This window comes from Cupriavidus sp. NPDC089707 (assembly GCF_044748965.1).
Classification (GTDB): Bacteria; Pseudomonadota; Gammaproteobacteria; order Burkholderiales; family Burkholderiaceae; genus Cupriavidus.
Genome location: NZ_JBIVHB010000001.1, coordinates 172707 through 189775 on the forward strand (window position 1 = coordinate 172707; position 17069 = coordinate 189775).

Consider the following 17069-nt stretch of genomic DNA (forward strand, 5'->3'; position numbering starts at 1 on the left):
AGCAAACCGACCGCCAACGGAAGCGCCTGTAAAAACTCTCACCTCAACGCTCACTGACCTAGGAGCGAGCATGTCCAATTTCATCGTCAAGAAAGTCGCCGTGCTGGGTGCCGGCGTCATGGGGGCGCAGATTGCCGCCCACCTGATCAACGCGCGCGTGCCCGTGGTGCTGTTCGACCTGCCTGCAAAGGACAAGGACGGGGGAGGGGCCCCGTCCGCTTCCCCGGTCGCGAAGAACGGCATCGCCCTGCGCGCCATCGAGAACCTGAAGAAGCTGTCGCCCGCGCCGCTCGGCATCAAGGATGAGGCCGGCCTGATCCAGGCGGCCAACTACGAAGACGATATTGCGCTGCTCAAGGAGTGCGACCTGGTGATCGAGGCGATCGCCGAGCGCATGGACTGGAAGCACGACCTGTACAAGAAGGTCGCGCCGTACCTGGCTTCGCACGCGATCTTCGCCACCAACACCTCGGGCCTGTCGATCACCGCGCTGTCCGACGGGTTAGGTGGGGAAAATGCGGACAACCTGAAGTCGCGTTTCTGCGGCGTCCACTTCTTCAACCCGCCGCGCTACATGCACCTGGTCGAGCTGATCCCGACCGCGACCACGCAGCCGGAGATCCTCGACAAGCTGGAGGCCTTCCTGACCACCACGCTCGGCAAGGGCGTGGTGCGCGCCAAGGATACGCCCAACTTTATCGCCAACCGCGTTGGCATCTTCTCGATCCTGGCCGTGTTCGCCGAGGCCGAGAAGTTCGGCATCCCCTTCGACGTGGTCGACGACCTGACCGGTTCCAAGCTGGGCCGCGCCAAGTCCGCCACCTTCCGCACCGCGGACGTGGTCGGCCTCGACACCATGGCGCACGTGATCAAGACCATGCAGGACAACCTGCACGACGACCCGTTCGCGCCGGTGTACAAGACCCCGGCCGTGCTCAAGGGCTTGGTCGACGCGGGTGCGCTGGGCCAGAAGACCGGCGCCGGTTTCTACAAGAAGGAAGGCAAGGCCATCAAGGTGCTCGACGCCAAGACCGGCCAGTACGTCGAGTCGGGCAAGAAGGCCGACGAGATCGTCGTGCGCATGCTGAAGAAGGACCCCGCGGAGCGCATCAAGCTGCTGCGTGAATCGACCAATCCGCAGGCGCAGTTCCTGTGGGCGGTGTTCCGTGACGTGTTCCACTACATCGCCGTGTACCTGGAGCAGATTGCCGGTTCCGCCGCCGACATCGACCTGGCGATCCGCTGGGGCTTCGGCTGGAACTCGGGCCCGTTCGAGGACTGGCAGTCGGCTGGCTGGAAGCAGGTGGCCGAGTGGGTCAAGGAAGACGTGGTTGCGGGCAAGGCACTGTCGGCCGCGCCGCTGCCGGCATGGGTCTTTGACGGCCCCGTCGCCGAGCGCCAGGGCGTGCATACCGCCGAAGGTTCGTGGTCGCCGGCGACCCAGGCGTTCGTGGCCCGCAGTACGCTGCCGGTGTACCAGCGCCAGGTATTCCGTGCCGCGCTGAAGGGCAGCGAAGCGGTCGATCCGCGCAAGGCGGGCCGCACCGTCGAGGAAAACGACGCCGTGCGCATCTGGGTGAGCGAAGGCCAGGACGACGTGCTGGTGGTCTCGTTCAAGAGCAAGATGAACACCATCGGGCCGGACGTGATCGACGGCCTGACCCGTGCCATCGACCTGGCCGAGGCAGGCTACAAGGGCCTGGTGGTATGGCAGCCGACCTCGCTGCAGCTCGGCGCGCCGGGCGGGCCGTTCTCCGCGGGCGCGAACCTGGAAGCGGCGATGCCGGCCTTCATGATGGGCGGCGCCAAGGGCATCGAGCCGTTCGTGAAGAAGTTCCAGGACGGCATGATGCGCGTGAAGTATGCGTCTGTGCCGGTGGTGTCGGCGGCGTCCGGCATCGCGCTGGGCGGCGGTTGTGAACTGATGCTGCATTCGGCGGCACGTGTGGCTGCGCTCGAAACGTATGTCGGCCTGGTTGAGGTCGGCGTGGGCCTGGTCCCGGCTGGCGGTGGGTTGAAGGAAGCCGCGCTGGCCGCTGCACGCGCTGCGCAGGCGGCAGGCAGCACCAACTACCTGCAATTCCTGACCGGTCGCTTCCAGAGCGCGGCGATGGCCAAGGTATCCGCCTCGGCGCTGGAAGCGCGCCAGATGGGCTACCTGCAGCCGTCCGACAAGATCGTCTTCAACGTGCATGAGCTGTTGCACGTGGCGCAGAACGAAGTGCGCGCGCTGGCCGACGCCGGCTACCGTGCGCCGCTGCCTGCGCTGATCCCGGTGGCTGGCCGCTCGGGCATCGCCACTATCAAGGCGTCACTGGTCAATATGCGAGACGGCGGCTTTATCTCCGCGCATGACTTCCTGATCGCCACCCGCATCGCCGAGGTGGTGTGCGGCGGCGACGTCGAGGCCGGCTCGCTGGTCAGTGAGGACTGGCTGCTGGCGCTGGAGCGGAAGGCCTTCGTCGACCTGCTCGGCACCGGCAAGACGCAGGAGCGCATCATGGGCATGCTGCAGACCGGCAAGCCGGTGCGTAACTAAGAGGCAAGCGAGGAACCGACATCATGAAACAACTGCAAGACGCATACATCGTTGCGGCCACCCGCTCGCCGATCGGCAAGGCCCCCAAGGGCGCGTTCAAGAACACGCGCCCGGACGACCTGCTGGCCACCATCCTGAAGGCCGCGGTGGCGCAGGTGCCTGACCTGGACCCGAAGCTGATCGAGGACGCCATCGTCGGCTGCGCGATTCCTGAAGCGCAGCAGGGCCTGAACGTGGCCCGTATCGGCGCGCTGCTGTCGGGCCTGCCCAATACCGTGGGCGGCATCACCGTCAACCGCTTCTGCGCCTCGGGCGTCAGCGCGGTGGCAATGGCGGCCGACCGCATCCGCGTGGGCGAGTCCGACGTGATGATCGCCGCCGGCATCGAGTCGATGAGCATGGTGCCGATGATGGGCAACTCGCCGTCGATGTCGCCGTCGATCTTCGAGCGCGACGAGAACGTGGGCATTGCCTACGGCATGGGCCTGACCGCTGAAAAGGTGGCGCAGCAATGGAAGGTCAGCCGCGAGGACCAGGATGCGTTCTCGCTCGCTTCGCACCAGAAGGCCATCGCCGCGCAGCAGGCTGGCGAGTTCAAGGACGAGATCACGCCGATCGAGATCGTCGAGCGCTTCCCCGACCTCGCCAGCGGCCAGGTCGGCGTGAAGACGCGCACCATCTTGCTGGACGAAGGCCCGCGTCCTGAAACCTCGCTGGAAGGCCTCGGCAAGCTGCGCCCGGTGTTTGCCAACAAGGGCAGCGTCACCGCCGGCAACAGTTCGCAGACCTCGGACGGTGCCGGCGCGCTGATCCTGGTTTCGGAAAAGATCCTCAAGCAGTTCAACCTGGTGCCGCTGGCGCGCTTCGTCTCGTTCGCGGTGCGCGGCGTGCCGCCCGAGATCATGGGCATCGGCCCGAAGGAGGCGATCCCGGCCGCGCTGAAGGCAGCGGGCCTGACGCAGGACCAGATCGACTGGATCGAGCTGAACGAAGCGTTTGCCGCGCAATCGCTGGCCGTAATGCGCGACCTGGATCTCGATCCCGCCAGGGTCAACCGCATGGGCGGCGCGATCGCGCTGGGCCACCCGCTCGGCGCGACCGGTGCGATTCGCTCGGCCACGGTGGTGCATGCGCTGCGCCGCCACAACCTGAAGTACGGCATGGTGACCATGTGCGTTGGCACGGGCATGGGGGCTGCAGGAATCTTCGAGCGCGTCTGAACGCGCCTGCGGGACGGTTCTCCGGAGGAGACCGTCCCGCCCTTCTGTCAGGTGAAGAGAGCAGTACCGGGGGCTGCCGCCCGCGAGCGCGGGTCACCAGCAGGGAGGAGACAACAATATGCAGGAGACAGCCATCCTGGCCGATGCCGCGTGCGATTTGCCGCGCGACATCATGGCCGCGCTGAAGGTCCACACCATTCCGTTCCGCATCCGCGCGGGCGAACGCTTTGTCGCCGACACGCGCGACGAAGACGCGCTGCCCACGCTCTACCGGCAATACCTGGTCGGCCGCCAGGATCACTACGCCGAATCCATTCCGCTGCTCGAACGCGAGCTGGAAGAACACCTGCTGCGCAATGTGGTCACGCAATGCGACCGCGCCATCCTGCTCACCATCGCCAGCGCGCGCAGCAAGCTGTATGCGCATGCGAGCGGCGCCGTGATCGGCACCGTGGCCCGCAGTGTGCGGTTGCGCAAGGAAGCTGGACGCTCAGGGTTGTTCGACCTGACCGTGATCGACACTGGCGCCATTGGTCCGGGCCAGGCGCTGATCGTGCGAGAAGCCGCGCGCATGGCTATGAGCGGCGCCAGCCCGCAGGCAGTGCGCGAGGCTGTTGAAACTCGCCTGCGCGATGCCGCCCACATGTTCCTGGTGCCGGACGAACTGCTCTACATGTACACCCGCGCGCGCCAGAAGGGCGAGGGCAGCATCACCTGGGGCCGCTACGTGATGGGCAGTGCATTCAATATCCGGCCGGTGGTGCGCATGCATCGCGGCCATACCGAAGCGATCGCCAGGGCGCGCGGCTCGGAAGAGGGCGCACGCCGCGTGCTGCAGCATGCCGAGCAATGCATCCGCGCCGGCGACCTGCTGGTGCCGGCGATTTCGGTCTGCTACGCCGGTCCCCTCGACGACGTGCGCGCGATGCCGGCCTACCAGTCGCTGGCACAGGTCGCGCGCAGCCACGGCGTCGAGCTGATGCTGGCGCCGATGAGCCTGACGGTGGCGCTGAACGTCGGTGCGCGGGCATTCGGCCTGAGCTATCTTTCCGCATCGCCGCCACCTTTCGAATAAATCCCACAGACGAGGACACCATGAGCATCCGTACCAGCATCGAGCAGGGCATCCTGACGCTTGAGTTCGACCGCATCGACAAGAAGAACGCCATCACCGCGGCGATGTACCAGGACCTGGCCGACGCGCTGCGCGCGGCCGAGGCCGACCGCAATGTGCGCGTGATCCTGCTGCGCGGCAAGCCTGAGATCTTTACCGCCGGCAATGACCTGGAAGACTTCATGCAGCGCCCGCCGACGGCAGGCGAGGGCGCGGAACAGGCGCCGGTGTTCCAGTTCCTGTACCAGATCAGCCATGCCAGCAAGCCCATCGTCGCGGCGGTCAGCGGCGCGGCGGTCGGCGTGGGCACCACCATGCTGCTGCATTGCGACATGGTTTATGCGTCGGACACGGCCAAGCTGTCGCTGCCGTTCGTGCAGCTGGGGCTGTGCCCCGAGGCGGCATCGAGCCTGCTGCTGCCGCGCCTGGTCGGCTACCAGCGCGCCGCCGAGAAGCTGATGCTGGGCGAGGCGTTCAGCGCGCAGGAAGCGCTGGAGATCGGCCTGGTGACGCGCGTGCTGCCGGTGGCGGAACTGCACGACGTCGCGCTGCAGCAGGCGCGCAAGCTGGCGGCGCTGCCGGCTTCGTCGCTGCGCGAGACCAAGCGGCTGATGAAATCGGGCGCGGTGGCCGAAGTGGAAAAGCAGATGGCCGACGAAGGCGCGGTGTTCCGGCGCATGCTGGTGGCACCGGAGGCGAAGGAGGCGTTCAGCGCGTTCTTTGAAAAGCGGAAGCCGGATTTCTCGAAGTTTGAGTGAGGGGCTGAGAGACTTCGCCTTGTTTGCTCCCCTCTCCCGCGTGCGGGAGAGGGGTTGGGGGAGAGGGTCGGCGCTCGGCAAGCACGATGGCGCCTCACTTCGTGGGGACGCCCGCCCTCTCCCCCGCCCCTCTCCCAGAGGGAGAGGGGAGAACACAGTCGGCTATTGTCTCAAGCTGTCGGCAACACCCGCGGCTGCCGCGACTCATCCGTCGCCACATACGTCAACGTAGCCTCGGTCACCTTGACGATCTCATTGCTGTGCCGCATCCGCTGCGCATAGACCTCCACCTCGACCGTGATCGAGGTACGCCCGGTCTTGACGATCTCGGCATAGAAGCTCACCAGGTCGCCGACAAACACCGGATGCTTGAACAGGAAGGAATTGACCGCCACGGTCGCGACACGGCCTTGCGCGCGCTCGACCGCCGGGATCGACCCCGCGATATCCACCTGCGCCATGATCCAGCCACCGAACACGTCGCCGTGCACGTTGGCGTCGGCAGGCATCGGCACCACGCGCAGCGCGGGATTCTTGCCGGCGGGCAGGGCGGAGACGGTATGGGGAGCGTTCATGACAGTATGCGGGTGGACTTCTGGAGAGGGGCGCGGGCCGCAAGAAACAACCCTTCGCCTGCCGCGCAATGCGATTCCTGCGACAATCGCGCATTGGCCCGAATTCTAACGTATGCGCCGCTATTCCACGACCGCCGAGCAGGCCCCCGATCCCACCTCGGTCAAGCTCTTTCCCGGCCAGCGCGCCCCCCGCAGCGACTGGCAAACCGTCCGCAACCTGCTGCCCTACGTCTGGCACTACAAGTGGCGGGTGATGCTGGCACTGGCGTGCCTGGTCGCGGCCAAGGTGGCCAACCTGGGCGTGCCGGTGCTGATGAAGCGCCTGATCGACAGCATGAACCTCACCGCCGGCGACCCGCGCGCCCTGCTGGTGGTGCCGGTCGGGCTGATTGTCGCCTACGGCATGTTGCGGCTGTCGGCGACGCTGTTCACCGAGTTGCGGGAAATCCTCTTTTCCAAGGTTACGCAGAGCGCCGTGCGCGAGATCGCGCTGCAGGTGTTCCGGCACTTGCATGCGCTGTCGTTGCGCTTCCACCTGGACCGGCAGACCGGCGGCATGAGCCGCGACATCGAGCGCGGCACACGCGGCATCCAGTCGCTGATCTCTTACTCGCTGTACAGCATCCTGCCCACGCTGGTGGAGATGGGGCTGGTGATCGGCTTCTTCATCCTGCACTACGACATCTGGTTCGCGGCGATCACCGGCTGCGCGCTGGTGAGCTATATCGTCTTCACCATCGTCGTGACGGAATGGCGCACGCATTTCCGCCGCAAGATGAACGAGCTGGATTCGCGCGCCAACCAGAAGGCGATCGATTCGCTGCTGAACTTCGAGACCGTCAAGTACTTCGGCAATGAAGAGTACGAGGCCCGGCGCTACGACGAAAACCTGCTCAAGTACCGTGCCGCGGCGATCCACTCGCAGAACTCGCTGTCGTTCCTGAACTTCGGCCAGCAGGTCATCATCGCCGTCGGGCTGATCCTGATCCTGTGGCGCGCTACCGTCGGCGTGGTCGAGGGCAAGCTGACGCTGGGCGACCTGGTGCTGGTCAACACGCTGATGATCCAGCTCTACATCCCGCTGAACTTCCTTGGGGTGATCTACCGCGAGATCAAGCAGGCGACGACCGACATGGACCGCATGTTCGTGCTGCTGGGCACCCACCAGGAAGTGGCCGATACGCCCGGCGCGCAACCGCTCAAGGTCAACGGCGCGCAGGTGCGGTTCCGCGACGTGCGCTTCGGCTACGAGCCGGACCGCACCATCCTTGACGGCGTGGATTTCAACATCGCGGCCGGCACCACCACCGCGGTGGTCGGCCACAGCGGCTCGGGCAAATCGACGCTGGCGCGGCTGCTGTTCCGCTTCTATGACGTCAACAGCGGCGCGATCGAGATCGACGGGCAGGATATCCGCGCGATCACGCAAGACAGCCTGCGCCGCGCCATCGGCATCGTGCCGCAGGACACGGTGCTGTTCAACGACAGCATCTACTACAACATCGCCTATGGCCGCCCGGAGGCCACGCGTGAGGAAGTCATCGCCGCGGCGCAGGCGGCGCAGATCGACACCTTTATCCGCGAGCTGCCGCAGGGCTACGACACGCCGGTGGGCGAGCGCGGCCTGAAGCTGTCTGGCGGCGAGAAGCAGCGCGTGGCGATCGCGCGCACGCTGCTGAAGAACCCGCCGGTGCTTGTCTTTGACGAGGCCACCTCCGCGCTGGACTCACGCACCGAGCAAGCAATCCAGGCCGAGCTGATGCGGCTGGCGCAGAACCGCACCACGCTGCTGATCGCGCACCGCCTTTCCACCGTGGTGCATGCCGACCAGATCCTGGTGATGGACCATGGCCGCGTGGTCGAGCGCGGCACCCATGCCGAGCTGATGCGCGCGCGTGGCCGCTATGCGGAGATGTGGGACATCCAGGCCCGGGCCGCCGCGCAGGGCGGCGAGGCCGAACGCAGCACGGACGCACTTGCCGTCGACGTGGGCGACGCCACGCAGGACGCATAACGCCACGCAGGACGCATAACGCCGCGCACGCACCAAAAGCACGGCAGGCATCGCCGGTATCGTCGACAATCCTGGTCGACGATGTTCCGCCGGCAATCGTGTCGCACGATTTTGGTTCGGCAATCGGCTGCGGGCACGCCCTGAAACAAGGCCGAAAGCGCTGGCACGCCCCTTGCGGACGAATCCCTCCGAGATCACTGATACCGGAGAGATTCAATGCCCCAATCCCACGCTGCCACAATGCTCACTGGCGCGCCAGGCGCGCGCACCGCGGCGCGGCGCCGCCTGCTGAAGCTTGGCGTGATGATTGGCACCAGCCTGGTGCTGTCGACACAATTTGCTGGCGCAGCCCACGCGCAGGCGGCCACCAAAGTCCGCTTCCAGCTCGACTGGCGTTTCGAAGGCCCGTCCGCGCTGTTCCTGCTCGGCGAGCAGAAGGGATACTACAAGGCCGAGAAGCTCGACGTGTCGATCGACGCCGGCAACGGCTCGGGCAACGTGGTCAACCGCGTGGCTTCCGGCACCTATGACATGGGCTTCGCCGACATGGCGTCGGTGATGGAATTCTACGGCAACAACCCGGACGCGAAGAACAAGCCGGTGGCCGTGATGATGGTCTACAACAACACCCCGGCAGCGATCCTGGCTCTGAAGAAGTCCGGCATCCGCGCGCCGAAGGACCTCGCCGGCAAGCGCATGGGTGCGCCGGTGTTTGACGCCGGCCGCCGCGCCTTCCCGATCTTCGCCAAGGCCAACGGCCTGCAGCCGGCGTCGTTCAACTGGCAGGCGATGGACCCGACGCTGCGCGAGACCATGCTCGCGCGCGGCGACCTCGATGCCATCACCGGCTTCTCGTTCACGTCGATCCTGAACCTGAACGCGCGTGGCGTGAAGGATGAGGACATCGTGGTGCTGCCGTACCCGCAGTTCGGCGTGAAGCTGTACGGCAACGCAGTGATCGCCTCCGAGGAATTCCTGAAGAAGAATCCCGAGGCGGCAAAGGCCTTCCTGCGCGCCTTCGCCAAGTCCGCGCGCGACGTGATCGCACGGCCGGAGGAAGGCATCAAGGCGGTCAAGGCGCGCGACGGCATCATCGACGAGAAGCTCGAAGTGCGCCGCCTGAAGATCGCGCTCGACAGCGTCGTCAAATCTCCCGACGCGAAGGCCGAGGGCTTTGGGCGTGTCAACAAGCCGCGCCTGTCGCTGATGGCTTCGCAGGTGGCTGATGCCTTCGGCACCAAGGGCCGCATCAACCCCGATGTGTTGTGGACCGACGCGTTCCTGCCGAGCAGCGCTGAACTGGATGTGCTGCGATGATGACGCGCCAGGCTGCCTTGATCCCCGCCTCCGGCGGCAGTGCCGCGCCGGGTGCACGCGCCGAAGCCGAAGAGCCCTTTGTCGATTTCAACCGCGTCTGGCTGGCCTATAACGACGAGCTCGCGCAGAAGGGCGAGTTCGCCGTTGAAGATATCTCGCTGCAGGTGGCGCCCGGCGAGTTCATTGCCATCGTCGGACCGTCCGGCTGCGGCAAGTCCACCTTCATGAAGCTGGCGACCGGTCTCAAGCCCGCCACGCGCGGCACCGTGAAGGTCGCCGGCCAGAAAGTCACCGGCCCGCTCAAGCAGGTCGGCATGGCGTTCCAGGCGCCAACGCTGCTGCCTTGGCGCACCACGCTGGACAACGTGATGCTGCCGCTGGAGATCGTCGAGCCGTACCGCTCGACGCTGCGGGCGAAGCGCGAGGAATATGTCGACCGCGCCCGCCGCCTGCTGCATACCGTGGGTCTGGCAGGCTACGAGGACAAGTACCCGTGGCAGCTTTCCGGCGGCATGCAGCAGCGCGCCTCGATCTGCCGCGCGCTGGTCCACGAGCCGCGCATGCTGTTGCTCGACGAGCCCTTCGGCGCGCTCGACGCCTTTACCCGCGAAGAACTGTGGTGCGTGCTGCGCGACCTGTGGCAGGCCCAGCGCTTCAACGTGATCCTGGTCACGCACGACCTGCGCGAGGCCGTGTTCCTGGCCGATACCGTCTACGTGATGAGCCAGCGCCCGGGCCGCATCCTGATGCGCAAGGAGATCGACCTGCCGCGTCCGCGCGAACTGGAGCTGACCTATACCGAACCGTTTGCCGACCTGGTGCATGTGCTGCGCGAAAAGATCGGCCATGTACGGCAACACTGAGGCGACCGAACCATGATGACTCTCACTTCCGCGCAGGAGCGCCGCGTGCAGCGCGTGGCGCCGTGGCTGCTGCTGGGCGCGGTGCTGATACTGTGGCAGGGCGCGTGCATGGCCTTCGGCGTGTCGGACTTTATCCTGCCGACGCCGTCGGCGATCGTGGCCTCGCTGGTCGAATACGCCGACGTGATCGCCGGCCATGCCTGGCGCACCTTCTGGACCACGATGGTCGGCTTTGCCGTGGCCATCGGCGTGGGCGTGCTGCTGGGGCTGGCGATGGGCTCGTCGCGACTGCTGTATGCCGCCAGCTATCCGCTGATGACGGCGTTCAATGCGCTGCCCAAGGCGGCCTTCGTGCCGATCCTGGTGGTGTGGTTCGGCCTGGGCGCGGGCCCGGCGATCCTGACTGCGTTCCTGATCTCGTTCTTCCCGATCATGGTCAATATCGCCACCGGGCTGGCCACGCTGGAGCCGGAACTGGAGGACGTGCTGCGCGTACTCGGCGCCAGGCGCCGCGACGTGCTGTTCAAGGTCGGGCTGCCGCGCGCGATGCCGTACTTCTTTGCCTCGCTCAAGGTAGCGATCACGCTGGCCTTTGTCGGCACCACGGTGTCGGAGATGAACGCCGCCAACGAGGGCATCGGCTACCTGCTGGTGTCGGCCGGCTCGGCGATGAAGATGCCGCTGGCCTTTGCCGGACTGGTGGTGATCGCGGTGATGGCGATGGCGATGTATGAGCTGTTCGCCGTGATCGAGAAACGCATGACGGGCTGGGCCCACCGCGGCTGACCGCCGCGCGCCGGGACAGGTGACGCGCCCCGGCGCGCGGTGGATAATCCGCGTCATGGAAATCAAATGGCTTGAAGACTTCGTCAGCCTGGCCGAGACGCACAGCTTCTCGCGCTCGGCCGAGCTGCGCCACGTGACGCAGCCCGCTTTCTCGCGGCGCATCCAGTCGCTGGAGGCGTGGGTCGGCACCGAGCTGATCGACCGCTCCAGCTATCCCACCAGCCTGACGGCGGCCGGCAAGGTGTTCTACGAGCAGGCGCTGGCCATGCTGGCGCAGGTCAGCGAAACACGCGCGCTGATGCGCGGGCAACGGTCGGCCAACGCGCAGGTGCTGGAGTTCGCGGTGCCGCATACGCTGTCGCTGACGTTCTTCCCGGAATGGCTCAAGGCGCTGGAGCGCAAGATCGGCACGCTGCCGTGCCGGCTGCGCGCGCTCAACGTCCATGATGCGGTGCTGATGCTGGTCGAGGGCGGCTGCGACCTGGTGATGGTCTACCACCACGCGCGCCAGGCCATCCAGCTCGATCCGGCGCGGTATGACATGCTGGTCCTGGGTACTGAGCGGTTGTCGCCGTACAGCGTGCCGGACGCCGCCGGCAAGCCGCAGTTCCGGCTGCCCGGCACCGACAAGAAGCCGGTTCCATTCCTGAGCTACACCCCCAATGCCTTCCTCGGTCGCATGGTCGACCTGCTGCTGTCCGATACCGCTGAAGCGCTAAAGCTCGACAAATGCTACGAGACGGACATGGCCGAGGCGCTCAAGGTCATGGCGTTGTCCGGCCATGGCATGGCGTTCCTGCCCGAGAGCGCGGTGCGGGAGGACGTGGCGCAAGGCAAGCTGGTGCGGGCCGAGTCGGCGCGCGGGCTGCCGTTGTCGATCGACATGGAGATCCGCTTGTATCGGGAGAAACCGGGGGAGAACGGCGGAGAGCGGCGCGGTGCGGGGGCACGGCGCAAGCGGCAACTGGTGGACCGGGTGTGGTCCACCTTGTCGGAAGCCTGACCCGCAGCAGAACACAGCGTTGATCAGTCACCCATGACCTCACCCCCGGATGTTATGCACATTTTGCATAACCGGATGAGCAAACGGCATTGGATTCCGACTGGCCGCCAAGCCTAAGCTTGCGGCCATCCTCCACCCCGGAACCAACCGATGTCTTCCGCAGCACCGACCAACATTGCTGGCCAAAAGCACGCACTCCCGTCCTACCTCAACGCCGACAACCTCGGCCCCTGGGGCATCTACCTGCAGCAAGTCGATCGTGTCACGCCCTACCTGGGCTCGCTGGCACGCTGGGTTGAAACCCTGAAGCGCCCCAAGCGCGCGCTGGTCGTCGATGTTCCCATCGAGCTGGACAACGGCACCATCGCCCACTTCGAGGGTTATCGCGTGCAGCACAACCTGTCGCGCGGTCCGGGCAAGGGCGGCGTGCGTTTCCACCAGGACGTGACGCTGTCGGAGGTGATGGCGCTGTCGGCGTGGATGTCGGTGAAGAACGCCGCGGTGAACGTGCCCTACGGCGGTGCCAAGGGCGGCATCCGCGTTGACCCGCGCACGCTGTCGCACGCCGAGCTGGAGCGCCTGACGCGCCGCTACACCAGCGAAATCAACATCATCATCGGGCCGAGCAAGGACATCCCGGCGCCGGACGTCAACACCAACGCCCAGGTGATGGCATGGATGATGGACACCTACTCGATGAATTCGGGCAGCACCTCCACCGGCGTGGTGACCGGCAAGCCGATCTCGCTGGGTGGCTCGCTGGGTCGCCATGAGGCGACCGGCCGCGGCGTGTTCGTGGTGGGTTCGGAGGCTGCGCGCAATATCGGCCTGGAAATCAAGGGCGCGAGCGTCGCCGTGCAGGGCTTCGGCAACGTGGGCGCAGTGGCCGCCAAGCTGTTCCATGAGGCCGGCGCCAAGGTGGTCGCGGTGCAGGACCATCGCACCACGCTGTTCGACCCGGCTGGCCTGGATGTGCCGGCGATGATGGAATACGCGGCGCACAGCGGCACCATCGAAGGCTTCCGCGGCGAGGTCCTGCGCACCGAGCAGTTCTGGGAAGTCGACTGCGACATCCTGATCCCGGCCGCGCTGGAAGGCCAGATCACCGCCAAGAACGCACCGCTGATCAAGGCCCGCCTGGTGATCGAGGGCGCCAACGGCCCGACCACTCCGGAAGCCGACGATATCTTGCGCGAGCGCAATATCCTGGTGGCGCCGGACGTCATCGCCAACGCCGGCGGCGTGACCGTTTCCTACTTCGAATGGGTGCAGGATTTCTCGTCGTTCTTCTGGACCGAGGAGGAAATCAACCAGCGCCTGGTACGAATCATGCAAGAGGCGTTCCGCGCAATCTGGCAGGTGGCGCAGGACAACAAGGTAACCCTGCGCACGGCGGCGTTCATCGTGGCCTGCTCGCGGATCCTGCAGGCGCGCGAAATGCGCGGCCTGTATCCCTGATCGCAGGGTAAGGGCAAACCGGATCGAGGCGCGTGGCACTGGCATGGTGCAATGCAACAACTCATCCGGTTCCCAAGGTTCATGACCGCCAGACGCGGTCTCCGGCAAGCGCCGGAGACCGCGTTGTCGTATCCGGACGATGAGCGGACGACGTGCGCACCGATTGCCCTGAATAAGGGTTCTAGGAGAAAACCCAGTTGTATTGCGACGGATGCTGCGCAATACTGTTTCACCAGAGGGGGTTTTGTCTCTAGAATCCCGCTTTCTCTTCTATGGTCAAGGAGATGTTATGAATTTTGCCAAGTTGGCTTCCCTGATGATTGCCGCCGGCGTGATGTGCGGAACGGCCCAGGCAGCCGAACAACTGACGGGCACGCTGAAGAAGATCAAAGACACCGGCGTGATTACGCTTGGCGTGCGCGAGTCGTCGATTCCGTTCAACTACAACCTCGGTGGTGTGCGCCAGGTCGGCTATTCCTACGATATCAACATGAAGATCGTGGAAGCCATCAAGGACCAGCTCAAGCTGCCGAGCCTGCAGGTCAAGGAAATCCCGATCACCTCGCAGAACCGCATTCCGCTGCTGCAGAACGGCACCATCGACATGGAGTGCGGCTCGACCACCAATAACCTGGAACGCCAGAAGCAGGTTGCCTTCACCAACTCCATCTTCATCATCGGCACGCGCATCATGGTGAAGAAGGACGCCGGCATCAAGGACTGGGCCGACCTGAAGGGCAAGAACGTCGTCACCACCGCCGGCACCACGTCGGAGCGCCTGCTGCGCAAGATGAACGACGACCAGAAACTGGGCGTGAACATCATCAGCACCAAGGACCATGGCCAGTCGTTCCTGACGCTGGAATCGGGCCGCGCTGTGGCGTTCATGATGGACGACGCGCTGCTGTACGGCGAGCGCGCCAAGGCCAAGAACCCGGCCGACTGGATCGTGGTGGGCAAGCCCCAGTCGCGCGAGTCGTATGGCTGCATGATCCGCAAGGACGACCCGCAGTTCAAGAAGCTGTCCGACACCGTGATCTCCGGCATGATGAAGGACGGCGCGGTCAACACCCTGTACACCAAGTGGTTCATGCAACCGGTTCCGCCCAAGGGCCTGAACCTGGACTTCCCGCTGTCCGAAGACATGAAGGCCCTGATCAAGGCGCCGAACGACAAGGCGCTGGACTGATCTGACCGGGACAGCAGTGCGCGACGGAAGGGCATGTGGAAGGCATGTCCTTCCGTTTCTTTTTGAGGATGCAACATGAACTACAACTGGCATTGGGGAGTTTTCCTCGAACAGGCCGCCCAGAACGAGACCTACCTGGACTGGATGATCTCCGGCCTGCAGGTCACGGTCGCGCTGGGGCTTTCGTCCTGGGTCATTGCCTTGATCATCGGCTCGGTGCTGGGGGTGCTGCGCACTGCGCCCAACAAGTGGCTGTCGGGGTTCGCCGCCACCTACGTCGAGATCTTCCGCAACATCCCGCTGCTGGTGCAGCTGTTCATCTGGTATTTCGTCGCGCCCGAGCTGCTGCCCGGCGGCGAGGCGATCAAGCAGATGAACCCGTTCGCGCAGCAGTTCCTGGCCGCGATGCTGTGCCTGGGCACGTTTACCGCCGCGCGGGTCTGCGAGCAGGTGCGCTCGGGCATCAACTCGCTGGCGACCGGACAGAAGAACGCCGGCCTGGCGATGGGCTTCACGCTGCCGCAGACGTACCGTCACGTGCTGCTGCCGATGGCGTTCCGCGTGATCGTGCCGCCGCTGACTTCCGAGTTCCTGAACATCTTCAAGAACTCGGCGGTGGCGTCGACCATCGGCCTGCTGGAACTGGCCGCGCAGGGGCGCCAGCTGGTGGACTACACCGCGCGTCCGTATGAATCGTTCATCGCGGTCACGCTGATGTACGCGCTGATCAACGTCACGGTGATGCTGATCATGCGCTGGGTGGAAGCCCGCACGCGCGTGCCCGGCTTTATCGGCGGCAAGTAAGGGGGCGCCATGGCTTATTCCTTCGATTTCACCTCGATCAACCCGAGCACGCTGCACGTGCTGGGCGAGGGCATGATGGTCTCGCTCAAGATCACCGTCACCGCGGTGGTGGTCGGCATCGTCTGGGGCACCATCCTGGCGATGATGCGGCTGTCTTCGTTCAGGCTGCTGAACTGGTTCGCGCAGGGGTACGTGACCATCTTCCGCTCCATCCCGCTGGTGATGGTGCTGTTGTGGTTCTTCCTGATCATTCCGCAGGTGCTGCAGGGCATCTTCAACCTGTCGCCCGCGACCGACCTGCGCATGACTTCGGCGCTGGTGGCGTTCGCGCTGTTCGAGGCGGCGTACTACTCCGAGATCATCCGCGCGGGGATCCAGAGCGTGTCGCGCGGGCAGATGTTCGCGGCGCAGGCGCTGGGCATGACCTACGGGCAGTCGATGCGGCTGGTGATCCTGCCGCAGGCGTTCCGCAACATGGTGCCGCTGCTGCTCACCCAGGGCATCATCCTGTTCCAGGACACGTCGCTGGTGTACGTGAGCGCGCTGGCTGACTTCTTCGGGCAGGCCTATGGCATCGGCGAGCGAGACGGGCGCATTGTCGAGCTGCTGCTGTTCGCCGGCCTGGTGTACTTCATCATTTGTTTCTCCGCTTCGCTGCTGGTCAAGCGTTACCAGAAAAAGGTGGCTGTATGATCGAAATCAACAATGTTTCAAAGTGGTACGGCTCCTTCCAGGTGCTGACCGAATGCACCACCAAGGTTGCCAAGGGTGAAGTGGTGGTGGTGTGCGGCCCGTCGGGTTCGGGCAAGTCCACGCTGATCAAGACCGTCAACGCGCTGGAGCCGTTCCAGAAGGGCGACATCCTGGTCGACGGCACCTCGGTGGGCAATCCCAAGACCAACCTGCCCAAGCTGCGTTCGCGCGTGGGCATGGTGTTCCAGAACTTCGAGCTGTTCCCACACCTGTCGATCACCGAGAACCTGACCATCGCGCAGATGAAGGTGCTTGGCCGTTCGAAGAACGAGGCGATGGCGAAGGGCATGAAATACCTGGAGCGCGTGGGCCTGAAGAGCCAGGCGGAGAAGTACCCTGGCCAGCTTTCGGGCGGCCAGCAGCAGCGCGTGGCCATTGCGCGCGCGCTGTCGATGGACCCGATCTGCATGCTGTTCGACGAGCCGACCTCGGCGCTGGACCCGGAAATGGTCAACGAAGTGCTGGACGTGATGGTGCAGCTGGCGCAGGAAGGCATGACCATGATGTGCGTGACCCACGAAATGGGCTTCGCGCGCAAGGTGGCCAACCGCGTGATCTTCATGGACCAGGGCAAGATCGTCGAGGACGCCGACAAGGAAGAGTTCTTCGGCGATATCGAGCACCGCTCGGAGCGCGCCAGGCAGTTCCTGTCGAAGATCCTGCATCACTGATCCGG

Annotated in this window: 15 protein-coding genes; 14 read left to right on the top strand and 1 reads right to left on the bottom strand. The window is 65.2% G+C overall.

What is annotated here, in order from left to right; all coding sequences use genetic code 11:
* The first annotated feature begins 70 nt into the window (after window positions 1–70).
* From ACIP1U_RS00830 to ACIP1U_RS00845, 4 genes are all read left to right on the top strand, one after another.
* Entirely contained in the window at window positions 71–2539 is a 2469-nt protein-coding gene (locus ACIP1U_RS00830; protein ID WP_400310538.1) for a 3-hydroxyacyl-CoA dehydrogenase/enoyl-CoA hydratase family protein, read from the top strand.
* Between the two features lie 20 nt (window positions 2540–2559).
* The gene (locus ACIP1U_RS00835; RefSeq protein WP_400311713.1) at window positions 2560–3759 is read left to right on the top strand and encodes an acetyl-CoA C-acyltransferase; all 1200 of its coding nucleotides are present in this window, start codon (window positions 2560–2562) and stop codon (window positions 3757–3759) included.
* 118 nt (window positions 3760–3877) lie between these two features.
* On the top strand, window positions 3878–4834 hold the full coding sequence (locus ACIP1U_RS00840) for a DegV family protein (protein ID WP_400310541.1): 957 nt from the start codon (window positions 3878–3880) through the stop codon (window positions 4832–4834).
* A gap of 20 nt (window positions 4835–4854) precedes the next feature.
* On the top strand, window positions 4855–5631 hold the full coding sequence (locus ACIP1U_RS00845; protein WP_400310543.1) for an enoyl-CoA hydratase: 777 nt from the start codon (window positions 4855–4857) through the stop codon (window positions 5629–5631).
* A gap of 170 nt (window positions 5632–5801) precedes the next feature.
* On the opposite strand, the gene ACIP1U_RS00850 is transcribed toward ACIP1U_RS00845, so the two are convergent.
* Complete coding sequence (locus ACIP1U_RS00850; protein WP_400310546.1) at window positions 5802–6206, bottom strand: acyl-CoA thioesterase; 405 nt, start codon at window positions 6204–6206, stop codon at window positions 5802–5804.
* A 112-nt stretch (window positions 6207–6318) separates the two neighbouring features.
* Between ACIP1U_RS00850 and ACIP1U_RS00855 the strand changes: the two genes are divergently transcribed.
* The 10 genes from ACIP1U_RS00855 (at window position 6319) to ACIP1U_RS00900 (ending at window position 17064) form a co-directional block, all read left to right on the top strand.
* Window positions 6319–8220: an ABCB family ABC transporter ATP-binding protein/permease gene (locus tag ACIP1U_RS00855; RefSeq protein ID WP_400310547.1), complete on the top strand. Its 1902-nt coding sequence runs from the start codon at window positions 6319–6321 to the stop codon at window positions 8218–8220.
* 216 nt (window positions 8221–8436) lie between these two features.
* Window positions 8437–9537 (top strand): ABC transporter substrate-binding protein, encoded by a 1101-nt coding sequence (locus ACIP1U_RS00860; RefSeq protein WP_400310550.1) that lies wholly within the window; start codon window positions 8437–8439, stop codon window positions 9535–9537.
* Window positions 9534–10400, top strand: a complete 867-nt coding sequence (locus tag ACIP1U_RS00865) for an ABC transporter ATP-binding protein (protein ID WP_400310553.1) — start codon at window positions 9534–9536, stop codon at window positions 10398–10400. The genes ACIP1U_RS00860 and ACIP1U_RS00865 overlap by 4 nt, the downstream gene beginning before the upstream one ends.
* A 12-nt stretch (window positions 10401–10412) precedes the next feature.
* Window positions 10413–11186, top strand: coding sequence for an ABC transporter permease (locus tag ACIP1U_RS00870; RefSeq protein WP_400310555.1), 774 nt, complete (start codon window positions 10413–10415; stop codon window positions 11184–11186).
* A 55-nt stretch (window positions 11187–11241) separates the two neighbouring features.
* Complete coding sequence (locus ACIP1U_RS00875; RefSeq protein ID WP_400310558.1) at window positions 11242–12189, top strand: LysR family transcriptional regulator; 948 nt, start codon at window positions 11242–11244, stop codon at window positions 12187–12189.
* Between the two features lie 150 nt (window positions 12190–12339).
* Window positions 12340–13647 carry a Glu/Leu/Phe/Val dehydrogenase gene (locus tag ACIP1U_RS00880; RefSeq protein ID WP_316152923.1) on the top strand — a complete coding sequence of 436 codons (1308 nt, stop codon included), beginning with the start codon at window positions 12340–12342 and terminating at the stop codon, window positions 13645–13647.
* Between the two features lie 289 nt (window positions 13648–13936).
* Complete coding sequence (locus tag ACIP1U_RS00885; protein WP_400310561.1) at window positions 13937–14836, top strand: glutamate/aspartate ABC transporter substrate-binding protein; 900 nt, start codon at window positions 13937–13939, stop codon at window positions 14834–14836.
* 75 nt (window positions 14837–14911) lie between these two features.
* A complete protein-coding gene (locus ACIP1U_RS00890; RefSeq protein WP_400310563.1) occupies window positions 14912–15640 on the top strand; it encodes an amino acid ABC transporter permease in 729 nt (242 codons plus the stop codon).
* Window positions 15641–15649: 9 nt separating this feature from the next.
* Window positions 15650–16333: a glutamate/aspartate ABC transporter permease GltK gene (gene gltK / locus ACIP1U_RS00895; protein WP_400310566.1), complete on the top strand. Its 684-nt coding sequence runs from the start codon at window positions 15650–15652 to the stop codon at window positions 16331–16333.
* Complete coding sequence (locus ACIP1U_RS00900) at window positions 16330–17064, top strand: amino acid ABC transporter ATP-binding protein (protein WP_400310567.1); 735 nt, start codon at window positions 16330–16332, stop codon at window positions 17062–17064. Before gltK ends, ACIP1U_RS00900 begins: the two co-directional genes overlap by 4 nt.
* Window positions 17065–17069: the final 5 nt, after the last annotated feature.

Bases quoted from the DNA above. Each gene is read 5' to 3' on its own strand.
- ACIP1U_RS00830 (WP_400310538.1), top strand. From the start codon at position 71: ATGTCCAATTTCATCGTCAAGAAAGTCGCCGTGCTGGGTGCCGGCGTC.
- ACIP1U_RS00840 (WP_400310541.1), top strand. From the start codon at position 3,878: ATGCAGGAGACAGCCATCCTGGCCGATGCCGCGTGCGATTTGCCGCGC.
- ACIP1U_RS00845 (WP_400310543.1), top strand. From the start codon at position 4,855: ATGAGCATCCGTACCAGCATCGAGCAGGGCATCCTGACGCTTGAGTTC.
- ACIP1U_RS00850 (WP_400310546.1), bottom strand. From the start codon at position 6,206: ATGAACGCTCCCCATACCGTCTCCGCCCTGCCCGCCGGCAAGAATCCC.
- ACIP1U_RS00855 (WP_400310547.1), top strand. From the start codon at position 6,319: ATGCGCCGCTATTCCACGACCGCCGAGCAGGCCCCCGATCCCACCTCG.
- ACIP1U_RS00860 (WP_400310550.1), top strand. From the start codon at position 8,437: ATGCCCCAATCCCACGCTGCCACAATGCTCACTGGCGCGCCAGGCGCG.
- ACIP1U_RS00865 (WP_400310553.1), top strand. From the start codon at position 9,534: ATGATGACGCGCCAGGCTGCCTTGATCCCCGCCTCCGGCGGCAGTGCC.
- ACIP1U_RS00870 (WP_400310555.1), top strand. From the start codon at position 10,413: ATGATGACTCTCACTTCCGCGCAGGAGCGCCGCGTGCAGCGCGTGGCG.
- ACIP1U_RS00875 (WP_400310558.1), top strand. From the start codon at position 11,242: ATGGAAATCAAATGGCTTGAAGACTTCGTCAGCCTGGCCGAGACGCAC.
- ACIP1U_RS00880 (WP_316152923.1), top strand. From the start codon at position 12,340: ATGTCTTCCGCAGCACCGACCAACATTGCTGGCCAAAAGCACGCACTC.
- ACIP1U_RS00885 (WP_400310561.1), top strand. From the start codon at position 13,937: ATGAATTTTGCCAAGTTGGCTTCCCTGATGATTGCCGCCGGCGTGATG.
- ACIP1U_RS00890 (WP_400310563.1), top strand. From the start codon at position 14,912: ATGAACTACAACTGGCATTGGGGAGTTTTCCTCGAACAGGCCGCCCAG.
- gltK (WP_400310566.1), top strand. From the start codon at position 15,650: ATGGCTTATTCCTTCGATTTCACCTCGATCAACCCGAGCACGCTGCAC.
- ACIP1U_RS00900 (WP_400310567.1), top strand. From the start codon at position 16,330: ATGATCGAAATCAACAATGTTTCAAAGTGGTACGGCTCCTTCCAGGTG.